The 12,151-nt window shown below is 68.3% G+C and carries 13 protein-coding genes; 10 read left to right on the top strand and 3 right to left on the bottom strand.

All coding sequences use genetic code 11. The features are described from left to right. Nucleotides 1–10 precede the first annotated feature (10 nt). The 7 genes from FB468_RS09570 (at nt 11) to FB468_RS09540 (ending at nt 5,200) form a co-directional block, all read left to right on the top strand. Nucleotides 11–1,246, top strand: coding sequence for a CPBP family intramembrane glutamic endopeptidase (locus tag FB468_RS09570; RefSeq protein WP_141887146.1), 1,236 nt, complete (start codon nt 11–13; stop codon nt 1,244–1,246). Continuing rightward, complete coding sequence (locus FB468_RS09565) at nt 1,243–2,586, top strand: hypothetical protein (protein ID WP_141887145.1); 1,344 nt, start codon at nt 1,243–1,245, stop codon at nt 2,584–2,586. The genes FB468_RS09570 and FB468_RS09565 overlap by 4 nt, the downstream gene beginning before the upstream one ends. A gap of 109 nt (nt 2,587–2,695) precedes the next feature. After that, on the top strand, nt 2,696–3,019 hold the full coding sequence (locus FB468_RS09560; protein ID WP_211359113.1) for a YtxH domain-containing protein: 324 nt from the start codon (nt 2,696–2,698) through the stop codon (nt 3,017–3,019). Beyond that, nucleotides 3,016–3,528, top strand: coding sequence for a phage holin family protein (locus tag FB468_RS09555; RefSeq protein ID WP_141887144.1), 513 nt, complete (start codon nt 3,016–3,018; stop codon nt 3,526–3,528). The genes FB468_RS09560 and FB468_RS09555 overlap by 4 nt, the downstream gene beginning before the upstream one ends. After that, nucleotides 3,525–3,788 (top strand): DUF3618 domain-containing protein, encoded by a 264-nt coding sequence (locus FB468_RS09550; RefSeq protein WP_141887143.1) that lies wholly within the window; start codon nt 3,525–3,527, stop codon nt 3,786–3,788. Before FB468_RS09555 ends, FB468_RS09550 begins: the two co-directional genes overlap by 4 nt. Before the next feature lie 210 nt (nt 3,789–3,998). Further along, complete coding sequence (locus FB468_RS09545; RefSeq protein ID WP_141887142.1) at nt 3,999–4,778, top strand: uroporphyrinogen-III synthase; 780 nt, start codon at nt 3,999–4,001, stop codon at nt 4,776–4,778. A gap of 2 nt (nt 4,779–4,780) precedes the next feature. Continuing rightward, complete coding sequence (locus FB468_RS09540) at nt 4,781–5,200, top strand: hypothetical protein (RefSeq protein WP_141887141.1); 420 nt, start codon at nt 4,781–4,783, stop codon at nt 5,198–5,200. Between the two features lie 63 nt (nt 5,201–5,263). Here the strand turns inward: FB468_RS09540 and FB468_RS09535 are convergent, their stop codons facing one another. Together FB468_RS09535 and FB468_RS09530 are read right to left on the bottom strand one after the other, a co-directional pair. Continuing rightward, nucleotides 5,264–5,839 (bottom strand): nitroreductase family protein, encoded by a 576-nt coding sequence (locus FB468_RS09535; RefSeq protein WP_141887140.1) that lies wholly within the window; start codon nt 5,837–5,839, stop codon nt 5,264–5,266. 91 nt (nt 5,840–5,930) lie between these two features. Further along, a complete protein-coding gene (locus FB468_RS09530; RefSeq protein WP_141887139.1) occupies nt 5,931–6,815 on the bottom strand; it encodes a LysR family transcriptional regulator ArgP in 885 nt (294 codons plus the stop codon). Nucleotides 6,816–6,906: 91 nt separating this feature from the next. Here FB468_RS09530 and FB468_RS09525 point away from each other — a divergent pair, with 91 nt between their 5' ends. Continuing rightward, complete coding sequence (locus tag FB468_RS09525; protein ID WP_141887138.1) at nt 6,907–7,518, top strand: LysE/ArgO family amino acid transporter; 612 nt, start codon at nt 6,907–6,909, stop codon at nt 7,516–7,518. Here FB468_RS09525 and FB468_RS09520 read toward each other — a convergent pair. After that, complete coding sequence (locus FB468_RS09520; protein ID WP_246055833.1) at nt 7,515–8,570, bottom strand: threonine aldolase family protein; 1,056 nt, start codon at nt 8,568–8,570, stop codon at nt 7,515–7,517. The two genes, FB468_RS09525 and FB468_RS09520, sit on opposite strands and share 4 nt — an antisense overlap. A 318-nt stretch (nt 8,571–8,888) precedes the next feature. Between FB468_RS09520 and FB468_RS09515 the strand changes: the two genes are divergently transcribed. Together FB468_RS09515 and FB468_RS09510 are read left to right on the top strand one after the other, a co-directional pair. Then, entirely contained in the window at nt 8,889–9,608 is a 720-nt protein-coding gene (locus tag FB468_RS09515; protein WP_342777249.1) for an AAA family ATPase, read from the top strand. A 128-nt stretch (nt 9,609–9,736) separates the two neighbouring features. Then, the gene (locus tag FB468_RS09510) at nt 9,737–11,911 is read left to right on the top strand and encodes an ATP-dependent Clp protease ATP-binding subunit (protein WP_141887136.1); all 2,175 of its coding nucleotides are present in this window, start codon (nt 9,737–9,739) and stop codon (nt 11,909–11,911) included. Nucleotides 11,912–12,151: the final 240 nt, after the last annotated feature.

Here is a 12,151-nt window from a genome sequence, read left to right as displayed (position 1 = left end):
AGGGAGCACAATGACGCAACCCCCACCGATCGACGGTCACACGCCTAACACCGGAGGGGCAACGCCCCAGGGTGAGCCGAGCCCAGCGCCGGCTCACCCTGAGGCACCCGCGCCCGGGGTTCCCGCCCCGCAGGCCGGGTACCCGCAGCCGGGCGTGCCGCAGTACCTGCCCCCGCAGCCCGGCCAGCCGCCGCTGCCGCCCCAGCCCGGCGTCTCGCCGCAGTGGGCCTGGGCCCAGCCCCAGCCGCAGCTCGTGGAGGTTGAGACCGAGCCGCTCGAGTACCACCGCCTTTACCGCGGTGCGCCGCGCTACGCGTGGTGGAAGCCGCTCGTTGTGCTCGTTCTTGCGGCAAGCATTTACTTCGCGATGAACATCGCGTTCTCGCTCGCGCTCATGCCGCTTCTCGTCGCGTTCGACCCCGACTACGTGAATGACGCCCTGTTCATGCAGGTCGCCCCGATCCTCGACACACAGCACCCCCTCTCGATGGTGCTGAACCTCGGCACGATCGCGCTCATGATCCCCGCGGTGATCCTCGCGATGCTCGCGCTCGGCATCCGCCCGACCGGCCGTGTGTGGTCTGTTGCGGCGAAGATCCGCTGGGGGCTGCTGCTGCGCACCACCGGCGCCGCCGTGCTCTCGGTCATCGTGATGAACGGCGTCGGGATCCTCACCGGGATGGTGATGGAGGGCGCGAGCGGCGCAGCGACGGACACGACGCTCGCCGCCGATGCCCCCGAGTTCAACGCGACCGCCGCACTCATTTCGTTCGTCATCGTGCTCGTACTCGTGCCCTTCCAGGCTGCCGCTGAGGAGGTCGTCTTCCGCGGACTGTTCCTGCAGGTACTCGGCTCGTGGATGCGCTCCCCGTGGCTCGCGATCGGGCTGTCGACGTTTGCCTTCGCGGCGATGCACATCTACGACATCTGGGGCCTCCTCGCGGTGGGCCTGATGGGCCTTACGGCGGCCTGGGTCACCTGGAAGACGGGCGGCCTCGAGGCCGCTATCGCGATCCACGTCATCAATAACATCGCCGCCTTCGGCTTCATGGCCGCGGGCATGAGCGCGAGCACCGGCCAGGTCGAGAGCTCGGGCGGCCCAGAGTCCGTCATTGGCGAGATCGTCGGCCTCGCCCTGTTCGCGTGGCTTGTCGTGCGCATCTTCCGAAAGCACGGCTACGGGCGCGAGCGCATCGATCGGGTGTGGCGGCCCGCGGCAGCACCGGTCAGGTACGGCGCGCTGTGACCGACGTTCTGCTGGTGGGTGGCGGGATTCCCGCATACGCCGCCGCCCTCGACCTCGCGGAGGTCGGCGTACGGATCCACGTCGCCGACGCTGAATTCCCGCTCCCGGCGACCGCGGTGCACGAGCGCGACGGCGATGTGCGACTGCTGCTCGCCGAGATGGCCGCGCCACTCACGCCCGAGGCCCACCCGAACCCCGTGGCGGCTCCGCGGCACCCCGAAACGGGCGCGACCGCCATCCGCTCGCGCGCTGGCTCCTGGACTGCCGAGCCCGCGGGGGCGATCTGGGGGATTCCGCCGGTGCCGCTCGCGACGGACTGCATTGCCGTGCTCGGTATGCGGGGAGCGCTGCGCGCGTACCTCGACAGGCTCAAGCCCGTGCTCACGATCGGCAAGGAGCCGAACCTCGGCACGCTCGTCGACTCGCGCTTCGGCTCGGGCCTGCGCGAGACGCTCGTTGACCCTTTCGTCTTTGAGCGCTTCGGCGTGCGTGCGCACGACGCAGAGGTCGCGCTCGTCGAGCCCGGCCTCAACGAGGCGCTCACCAGGGCCGGCTCACTGAGCGGCGCCGTGGCTCTGCAGGCCGAGGCGCACGCCGCGCGCGATCGCGTCATCGAACCCGCTGCCGGGTGGCAAGCCTTCGCCACCGAGCTGCGCGACAGGCTCACGCTGTACAGTGCGGTGCCGTTCGAGGGTGACGTCGCGACCGTCGAACCGCACGATGACGGCTGGACCGTGACCGACGGGACAGGCGCCACCACGCGGTTCGACGCGGTGCTCGGCGACCTTGCGTCGCTCGCCGGTGTCGTCGCCGACGCGCCCGCGTTGACCGGCCCAGACGCGAGCTCGCTGAGCGAGCTGCTGCGCGCCGCGCAACCTGCGCTCGTTCGGCAATATGCCGAGGTTGGCATTCAGTGGGACGGCGCCGCGGTCGCCGACGCCGCTTCGGAGTATTTCGAGGCCCTCTTCCTCGTATCTACTGAGGGGGGTACGACCTGGGCAGCGCGAGCCGCCCACGACGCCCACGGCGGCGCTCGACTGCGCCTCGCCGGGCCGGTGGGTGCCCCCGGGAACGCCTCGACACCGCCGGTGGCCGCTGCGCTCCAGGCGCTGGGCGCGACAGAGATCGGCGGCTCCCGCCGGTGGACCGTCGCCGCGCCGTTCGCCTCGGACGCCGACCGCGAGGCTTCGAGTGGGGCACGGAACGCACTCGCCGTGGCTTTCCCAAGCCTCATCGTCGCCGACGAAGAGCTCCACGGCGGCGAGCTCGGCTACGCGCTCGCGGAGGCGCGAGCGCACGCGGTGCTGCTGCGCAGGAAGCTGACCGGGATCTCCGAATAGCGCGGGCCCGCTGGTGGGCTCCGAGCGCACCGAGTATATTTCAAATGAGGAATGTATCTTGCCTGGCCGCGAAGAGTAGGCTGGGAGCACGACGGTCTGGAGGCAGGGCATGAAAGGCAAAGTAGGTTTCGTTCTTGGAGCCGCGGTCGGGTACGTGCTGGGCACTCGCGCTGGCCGCGCCCGCTACGAGCAGATCAAGCGCGGCGCGATCGCCGTATGGGAGACCCCGCTCGTGCAGCAGGGCGTCACGGCGGTCAAGGGATCGGTGAACGATCAGGTCCAGAGCGTGAAGGCCGCGGCGGGTCGGGCTGCGAAGTCCGCCTTTGCGGCCGCGACGCAGCCGAACCGTGAGGAGTCGTCCGCGAGCCGGTCGGCAGCTGCGCCGACGGCGCAGCTGCCCTCCCGAACCACGGGGGAGGAGCCCTCAGCATGAGCCGCAAACGCGATGAGGCCGGCACCTTCGAGCTTCTCGCCCGCCTCCCGCAGCAGATTGTCTCGCTCGCGAAGATCGAATACAACAACGCGAAGCTCGAGGCTATCGGGGCCGCGAAGAAAGCCGGGATCGGTGCTGCCGGCGTCGTCGTCGCGCTGTTCTTTGTGTTCTTCATGCTCCAGGCACTCGTTATCGCCGCCATCGCAGCGCTCGCGCTCGTGTGGCCCTGGTGGCTCGCTGCGCTCACGGTAGCCGCCGTACTGCTGCTGCTCGCGGCAGGCGCGCTCTTCGCGGGCTACAAGCTCATCAAGCGCGGTAACCCCGTCCCTGAGCAGACGCTCGACAGGGTTGGTGCGGATGCGGCGGCGCTGTCCGACGTCCGCATCAACGCCGACGCGCAGCCCGGCCACCAGCCGCCCACCGGGCCACGGCCCACGAGCCCAACCGGCTCGAGCGGCTCGACCGGTAGCCAGGGCTCAGCCCCATACGGATACGGAGGCACGCGATGAACCCGCAGGAGCAGCGCCAGCTCGGAATCGCTGAGGCCGAAGTCGCGCGCGCCGAGCTCTATGACACGCTCGGCCAGCTCAGCGAGCGGCTGAACTACGCGAAGCGCATCGACGACGCCACCGAGCGGGTGGGTCTGCGCATCCGTGAGCAGAAACGCGAGCGGCCGCTCGCGTTCATTGCGGGTGTCGTCGGGGTCGCGGCAACGGCGGGCGTGATCGTGTGGGGAATCGCGAAGCGCGCAAGTCGCAATTTCCGTTAGCGCTGTAGCGGTGCCAACTCAGCTGCCGAGGGTACCCGGTATGGATCGCAGTTGAGTAACAGGTCTGTTTCAATCGAGTCGTTGCGCCCCTCAGTTTTGCGTCTTGACCGGCGCGGGGCGAGAATAGGTGACACACGACTCTTGCAGGGTCGTATTTTTTGAGAAGTCGCCCTTGCGCGGTTCATGTTCTTTTCGAGTGATGTGGGGTGTATGTCGGATCAGGCTAAGCTGCTCGGCGGCCTCCGTGTGCTGGTTCCACGCGGTGGAATCTGGGGCGACCTTGTGTCGCAGGCGCTGCGCGACCGCGGCGCACAGACGGTCATCGCCCCGCTTGTGGACTTCTCCCACACCAGCGAGGAAGACAAGCTTGTCGAGGCGCTGAAAGCCCTCGAGGCCGGCGAGTTCGACTGGATGACCGCCACGAGCGCCACCGTCGCCGACGTGCTCAAGCACCACAACGCCGTCTTCCACGAGCGCACGAAAGTTGCGATTGTTGGGGAAGCGACGGCCGTTGCGTTCCGCGAAGCCGGGTATCCCGTCACGCTCACGCCAGACGAAGACAACAACACGACCTTCCAGCTGCTGAAGGAGTGGAGCGAGATCGACTCGGGCGAGGTGCTGCGCGTACTGACGCTCCGCTCGGACGTCGCGACGCCGGTACTCACCACCGGTCTCATCGAGCGCGGGCACGACGTGACCCAGGTGCTCGCGTTCCGCACCATCGGAGTTCCGGCCTCCGTGCACATCCGGGAAGACATTGACTCGGGCCGCATCAACGCGATCCTCGTCGCCTCGGCAAAGATCGCCGAGGAAGTGCGCAAGCAGTTCCCACAGCTACCGGCCGACACGCTCGTCGTGAGCGTCGGCGAGAACACGCTCGCCGCGGCCGAAGAGCTCGAACTCTCGGGGGCCGGTGGCCGCCAGGGCGAGATCGACGCCATCATCGAGGCCGTCGAATCTGCAATCGACCACAGCGACATGCTGGATTAATCATGGCGCGGATCGAGGTGCACACGGACAGGGTGATCCTGCGCCTGACCGCTGCCGAAAAGACTGTTGCTCTGCGCCGCAGGGACATTGTGCTCGACAGGGCCGCGATCCGCTCTGCCGTGATCACAGAGGACCCGTGGGTGTGGATCCGCGGGATCCGTTCGCCCGGAGCCCTGCTCCCGCGCGGGATGGCCTACGGCACCTGGCGCACGCGCAAGGGGCACGATTTCGTGCTCGCGCGGCGAGGCCGCGAGGCGGTCGTCATCGACCTCGATGTGCCCGAGAGCGCAGACGAGAACCGCGGCTGGGTCGGCGAGTTCGACACCTTCTCGCGCGTGATCGTGTCGACGGTGCACGCGGCTGACCTCGTGCGCGCGCTGCGCCTCGACGGGGCAGCGTACGAGGCCGAAACCACCGAGTAGGTGGCCCCGGCCTCGCGGCGGCGCTGAACGCGGCCGAGCGCGAGGCGTCGGCCGTGCGACCGCTTAGTCGTTGACGACGATGAGTTCGTCGACCTCCAGGCGCGAGCGCGGAGCGAGTTCGCGCTCCTTGAGGGGCTCAGCGAGCTGCTCGGGGACGCCGAGCTTACCGATGGTCATCACCGAGACCGCGCGCAGCTCGGTGCCGAGGTCGAACGCCTCGCTGATCTTCTCGGCGTCGAACCCGCCCATCTGGTGCACGTAGAGCCCGTCAGCGTGCGCCTGGACTGAGAGGTGTGCGACGGCCTGGCCGAGGTCGTACTCGGCCCAGCGCTGCGGCTCGCCCGTCTCGGTCTCGACGACTGCGAGGTTCACGATGAGCGCGGAGGCAGCGCCCGCCCAGGCGGCGTTGAAGCCCGCGAGCGTCGACTCGATCTTCGCGAACGACTCGCTCCCGCGGCGCGCAACGATGAAGCGCCACGGCTGCGAGTTGTTGGCGCTCGGCGACCAACGCGCTGCCTCGAACGCGCTGAGGAGGGCGTTCTCAGGGAACGAGTGGTCACCGTCGAAAGCCCGTGGGCTCCACCGCTCCGTGAGCGTGTCGAGGATGGGGGCGCTGGTCGTTGCGTGCTTCGCAGACATGAATCTCCTGGATGAAACGTATCGCGGGGTCATCCCCGCCAGTGTGATGGAACGCACGTGTACCCGGCAGTATTCCTGGCGGTTGGCTGTGTTACGCGAGCGCGCGGCGCGCCTCGTCGGCGACGATCGCGGAGACCGCGTCGAGCACGGGCGAGCGGAGGTTCCACCGCTGCCAGTAGAGCGGCAACTCGAGGGGCCTGTCCGGGGCGAGCTCCACGAGCGCGCCCGTGGCGAGCGCCTCCGAGCACTGCATCTGCGGGAGCATGCCCCACCCCATGCCGAGCTCGATTGCGAGCGCGAACTCGGCCGACGACGGGACGAAGTGGCGCGGAGGAGCGACGTCGGTGTGCCCCAGGCTCGCAAGGAACCGCTGCTGAAACATGTCGTGCCTGTCGAACTCGATCATGGGGGCGCGGGCGAGGGCAGCGGCGTCGAGGCCCCGCGGGAAGTGCTCGCGGAAGAACGCGGGCGCCGCGACGGCGTGGTACTGATCCACTCCGATTCGCTCGGAGGTGCAACCGGGCACGGCCTCCGCCGTCGAGGTGAGCGCGGCCATTACCTCGCCGCTTCGCAGTTTCTCGGTCGAGACCGTCTCGTCGGCCCGGAGCACCTCGAAGCGGGCGCCGGTCTCCGTGGCCGCGCGCGCGAGGGCCGGTACGAACCACGTCGCGAGCGAGTCGGCGTTGATCACGAGTCGCACGACTGAGCCGTGTGGGCTGCCGAGATCCAGCTCGTCCGCGGCGTCGTCGATAACGCGGGCGACCTGCCTCGCGGCGCGGAGCACCGTCGCCCCGGTCTCGGTGACCGTGACGGGTCGGGTGCGCAGCAGCAGCACGGCGCCCGTTCGCTCCTCCATCGCCCGCACGCGCTGGCTCACCGCCGATGGCGAGATGTGCAGGAGCCGCGCGGCAGCCTCGAGCGAGCCCTCGTCGACAATCGCGGTGAGGGTGCGCAGGTGTTCAATGGGAAGGTCCACGACACAATCTTAAGCTCGCCTAATGTTGGGTGAGAAACATTCATCCTGCTGAACTAGCGGTTCGTGCCTCCGAGGCCATAGCGTCGTCTCCGTGATCCTTCCATTTCTCACCGGCATCGGCAGCGGCCTCTCGCTCATTGTGGCAATCGGCGCGCAGAACGCGTTTGTTCTGCGGCAGGGGATCAGGCGCGAGCACGTGCTCCCAGTCGTGTTGATCTGCGGCCTGACCGACGCGCTCCTTGAAACCCTCGGCGTCGCGGGCATCGGGCTTGTCATCGAGCGTGCCCCGCTGCTGCTCGACGTGGTGAGGTGGGGCGGCGTCGCCTTCCTGCTCTGGTACGCCTGGTCGGCCGCACAGCGGGCGCGGAAGCCCGAGGTGCTCGTCGCCGACGGACCGGGGGAGGCGAAGTCGCTCAAAAGCGTCGTGCTTGCGTGCCTCGCGATCACCTACCTCAACCCGCACGTCTACCTTGACACCATGGTGCTCATGGGCTCCATCGGCAACGCGCAGGGCGACCCGGGCCGGTGGTGGTTCGCCGCGGGCGGCGCGCTCGCGAGCATCGCCTGGTTCTTCGTGCTCGGGTACGGGGCGCGCGCGCTCACGAGGTTCTTCGCGACGCCGAAGTCATGGCAGATCCTTGACGGCGTCGTCGCGGTCGTCATGCTCGTGATCGCGGCGCGGCTCGCGTTCGGCGGGATCTAGCCCTGGTTCCCCGCGAGGAGCGCAACGAGCTCGTCGACGTCGGCCTCGGTCGTGTCCCAGGCGCACATCAGGCGGTACAGGCTGGGCTGGGTCGGCCAGGCACCGAACGCGAACCGCTGCTGCGCGCGCTGCGCAGTCGCCTCGGGTAGCTCAACGAAGACCGCGTTTGACTGCACGGGGTAGGCGATGCGCACGCCCGCGGCCGCGGTGGCCTCGATGCCGGCCGCGAGCCGCGCTGCCATGGCGTTCGAGTGAGAAGCGGATCGCAGCCACAGGTCGCCCCCGTAGAGGGCATTGAGCTGCGCCGAAGCGAAGCGCATCTTTGACGAGAGCTGCAGATCGATCTTCCGGAGGTAGTCGATGCCGGCTCCGACGCCCTGCCTGAGCAGCACGACGGCCTCCGCGCCGAGCGCGCCGCTCTTCGTCGCGCCGAGGCTCAGGAGGTCAGCGCCTGCGTCGCTTGAGATCGCAGCGAGGTTGGTGCCGAGGTGCGCGGCGGCGGCGCTGATACGGGAGCCATCGATGTGCAGCAGCATTCCGTGCTCGTGGGCATGGTCTGCGAGCGCTCGAATCTCATCTGCCGTGTAGCAGGTGCCGAGCTCGGTAGTCTGCGAGATCGTCACGGCGAGCGGCTGCGCGCGGTGCTGCGAACCCCAGCCCCAGGCCTCGCGGTCGACGAGCTCGGGGGTGAGTTTGCCGTCTGGAGTCTCGACCTGGAGCAGCTTCAGCCCGCCAGTCTTCTCGGGAGCGCCGGTCTCATCGGTGTTCACGTGTGCGGTCGCCGCGCAGATGACGGCCCCCCAGCGCGGGATGGCCGACTGCAGGGCGAGCACGTTGGCGCCCGAGCCATTGAACACCGGGAAGATCTCGGCCTCGGGGCCAAACAGCCTGCGGGCGTGCCCCTGCAACTCGGCCGTCCATGAGTCGCCCCCGTACGCGACGGCGTGCCCGACGTTGGCGGCGACGATCGCCTCCATAACCTCGGGGTGGACTCCGGCCCAGTTGTCGGAGGCGAAGGCGTGTGGATGCAGTGCGGGGCTCGTATCGGTCACCCACTCACCCTAAACCCAGGGGCGGTGGCGCGGGGCCGTGGCGCTGGGCAGTGGTGCGGGGCAGTGACACAGTGCCTATGTCGTCTGCACACCGTATCGCCCAGACCGTCGTGCGCGGCATACCCTGTGCAGATCCCAGATGGTGGGGCTGGACAGGGGGGACTGTGATGGGGCGAGGGCGCAACGTCGGCGACAAGCGAGGGGTGGGCGAGGGGACAACGTCGCCGGTGCGGCGTAGGGTCAAGGTGATGGCGGGGTTGCTCAACGCGACAACGCTGAGGGCGCGGACGGCAACTGAGGGAGGGCGCGTCGATGCGAATGAGTTCACTACCACTGCGGTGGATTGCCGAGCACCCCGAGAACCCTGTCGACCGGAACGCATGGTTCGCCCAGGTGCCGGCGGTGAGGCAACTGCTTGAGACCGGGCTCGAATTCGGGCCGCTCACGGTGTTCGTCGGTGAGAACGGGGCAGGCAAGTCGACAATCGTCGAGGCCATCGCCGCCGCGTACGGGCTGAACCCCGAGGGTGGTACGCACAACGCGCGGTATTCGACGTTCGCGAGTGAGTCGCCGCTTGAGTCGCACCTGCAGATCGCCCGGGGTGCCGGAGTGGCCCGGAAGGGCGTGTTTCTGCGCGCGGAGACGATGCACAGTCACTTCGGCTACCTCTACAAGATCGAGTCAGAAGACAATGGGCCGCTCGGGCGGCACAACTACCAGAGCCACGGCGAGTCCTTCCTTGAGTATCTCGGAGCGCGTGACGGCATTCGCGGGCTGTGGGTGTTCGACGAGCCCGAGTCCGCGCTCTCCTTCACGAACTCGCTCGGGCTCCTTGCGCAGATGCTTGAGCTTGCTCGGGCTGGCTCGCAGGTGATCCTGTCGACGCACTCGCCCGTGCTCGCCTCACTGCCCGGCGCCGATGTGTACGAACTCGGAGAGTGGGGCATGCGCCGCACGCGCTATGACGACCTTCAGATCGTTGATAGCTGGCGCAGGTTCTTGGCGGAGCCGCAGCGGTACCTGCGGCATTTGGAGTAGCGCACAGCAGAGTCTCAGGCGGCGGAGTGGCGAGAAACGCCAGGTCAGCATAAACTTGAGTCATATCGACTCAGGTTTTGAGTGGCCGTCAGATCGGCCCCTCGGGCCGCACACCACGAAAGGACATCATGCAGGCAAATTGGCAGCCCGCCGAAGGCGAAGGCAAAGAAAGCGCGCTCGAGCAGTTCGGCGTGAACCTCACCGAGGTAGCGCGCTCCGGCAAGCTCGACCCGGTCATCGGGCGCGACAGTGAGATTCGGCGCGTCAGCCAGGTGCTCACCAGGCGCACGAAGAATAACCCCGTACTCATCGGTGAACCCGGCGTCGGCAAGACGGCCGTCGTTGAGGGCCTCGCACAGCGTATCGTCGCGGGCGACGTCGCAGAGTCCCTCAAGGGCAAAGAACTCATCTCGCTCGACATCTCGGCGCTCATCGCCGGCGCGAAGTACCGCGGCGAGTTCGAAGAGCGTATGAAGGCCGTGCTCGCCGAGATCAAAGAGTCCGACGGACAGATCATCACGTTCATTGACGAGCTCCACACGCTCATGGGCGCAGGCGGCGGTGAGTCGTCGGTCGCGGCGTCGCAGATGCTGAAGCCGATGCTCGCGCGAGGCGAGCTCAGGCTCATCGGTGCGACGACGCTCGACGAGTACCGCGAATACATCGAGAAAGATGCGGCCCTTGAGCGCCGCTTCCAGCAGGTCTACGTCGGCGAGCCCTCGGTGGAAGACACCGTGGCGATCTTGCGCGGCCTGAAAGAGCGCTACGAGGCTCACCACAAGGTGACGATTGCTGACTCGGCACTCGTTGCCGCCGCCTCGCTCTCGAACCGCTACATTACCGCGCGCCAGCTGCCCGACAAGGCGATCGACCTGATTGACGAGGCCGCGTCGCGGCTTCGCATGGAGATCGACTCCGCGCCGCTCGAGATCGATGAGCTGCGTCGTGCCGTCGATCGGCTGAAGCTCGAGGAGCTTGCGCTGAAGAAGGAGAAGGACGAGGCCTCCAAGGAGCGGCTCGCGAAGCTCCGCGCTGACCTCGGCGAGAAGCAGGCCGAGCTCGCTGGTCTTGAGGAGCGCTGGGAGCGCGAGCGTGCGACCCTGAACCGGGTCGGTGAGCTGCGCGAGAAGCTCGACCAGAAGCGCATGGATGCCGAGCGCGCGCAGCGCGAGGGCAACCTTGAGCGCGCCTCGAAGCTGCTGTACGGCGAGATCCCCGTCATTGAGAAGGAGCTCGCTGAAGCCGAGCGCGCGGAGCTGCAGGGTGCCGCGGGCCCCGACGGTGAGCCGCGCATGGTGAACGAGCAGGTCACCGACGAAGACATCGCCGGGGTTGTCGCCGCCTGGACAGGGATTCCGGTCGGCCGGCTCATGCAGGGAGAGACCGAGAAGCTGCTCGCGCTCGAGCACGAGCTGTCGAAGCGCGTTGTCGGCCAGGACGAAGCGGCGCGCGCCGTCTCTGACGCGGTGCGGCGCACGCGGGCGGGCATCGCAGACCCGAACAGGCCCACCGGCTCGTTCCTGTTCCTCGGCCCGACCGGCGTCGGCAAGACCGAGCTCGCCAAGGCGCTCGCCGAGTTCCTCTTCGACGACGAGCACGCGATGGTGCGCATCGATATGAGCGAGTACGGCGAGAAGCACTCGGTCTCGCGGCTCGTCGGCGCCCCTCCCGGGTACGTCGGTTACGAGCAGGGCGGGCAGCTCACCGAGGCTGTCAGGCGGCGCCCATACTCGGTCGTGCTGCTCGACGAGGTTGAGAAGGCGCACCCTGAGGTCTTCGATGTGCTTCTCCAGGTGCTTGACGACGGTCGCCTCACTGATGGTCAGGGTCGCACGGTGGACTTCCGCAACACGATCCTGATTCTGACCTCGAACCTCGGGAGTCAGTACCTCGTCGACCCCGAGATGGCGTGGGGCGAGAAGGTCGAGGCCGTGCAAGAGACGGTGCGCCGGGCATTCAAGCCGGAATTCGTGAACCGCCTCGACGAGATGGTGATCTTCCGCCCGCTCTCCGTTGACGCGCTCGCGCAGATCGTCGAGATCTCGATCGACAGGCTGCAGAACAGGCTCGCCGAGCGCAGGCTCACCCTCGCGGTGACACCCGACGCGCGCGCGTGGCTCGCTCAGCGCGGCTACGACCCCGTGTACGGCGCACGCCCGCTCCGGCGCCTGATCCAGCGCGAGATCGACGATCGGCTCGCGCGCGGGATCCTCGGTGGGGAGATCCGCGACGGCGACGTCGCGCGGATCGGCCTCGCCGCAGACGGGGAGGGGCTCGAGCTGCTGCCCGCCGAAACGGCGTAGCGCAGGGACGGAGCCCTCAGCGACAGCGGGGCGGGTGCGATGTGGATCGCGGCCGCCCCGCTGCGCTGTGCCCGCTGCGATGTGCCCGCTGCGCTGTGCCCGCTGCGCTGTGCCCGCTGCGCTGTGCCCGCTGCGCTGCTACCCGCCGGGCCGCGCGGATCGCCGCCGGATCCCCGGCCCCAGAAAAATCACAAAACGGTAACGGGATTCGATAGGGTGTTGGTCACGCGCGACGAAGCG

Source organism: Leucobacter komagatae (assembly GCF_006716085.1).
GTDB classification, from domain to species: domain Bacteria; phylum Actinomycetota; class Actinomycetes; order Actinomycetales; family Microbacteriaceae; genus Leucobacter; species Leucobacter komagatae.
This window is presented reverse-complemented; position numbering and strand designations above follow the sequence as displayed.

Bases quoted from the DNA above. Each gene is read 5' to 3' on its own strand.
- FB468_RS09570 (WP_141887146.1), top strand. From the start codon at position 11: ATGACGCAACCCCCACCGATCGACGGTCACACGCCTAACACCGGAGGG.
- FB468_RS09560 (WP_211359113.1), top strand. From the start codon at position 2,696: ATGAAAGGCAAAGTAGGTTTCGTTCTTGGAGCCGCGGTCGGGTACGTG.
- FB468_RS09555 (WP_141887144.1), top strand. From the start codon at position 3,016: ATGAGCCGCAAACGCGATGAGGCCGGCACCTTCGAGCTTCTCGCCCGC.
- FB468_RS09550 (WP_141887143.1), top strand. From the start codon at position 3,525: ATGAACCCGCAGGAGCAGCGCCAGCTCGGAATCGCTGAGGCCGAAGTC.
- FB468_RS09545 (WP_141887142.1), top strand. From the start codon at position 3,999: ATGTCGGATCAGGCTAAGCTGCTCGGCGGCCTCCGTGTGCTGGTTCCA.
- FB468_RS09540 (WP_141887141.1), top strand. From the start codon at position 4,781: ATGGCGCGGATCGAGGTGCACACGGACAGGGTGATCCTGCGCCTGACC.
- FB468_RS09535 (WP_141887140.1), bottom strand. From the start codon at position 5,839: ATGTCTGCGAAGCACGCAACGACCAGCGCCCCCATCCTCGACACGCTC.
- FB468_RS09515 (WP_342777249.1), top strand. From the start codon at position 8,889: ATGAGTTCACTACCACTGCGGTGGATTGCCGAGCACCCCGAGAACCCT.
- FB468_RS09510 (WP_141887136.1), top strand. From the start codon at position 9,737: ATGCAGGCAAATTGGCAGCCCGCCGAAGGCGAAGGCAAAGAAAGCGCG.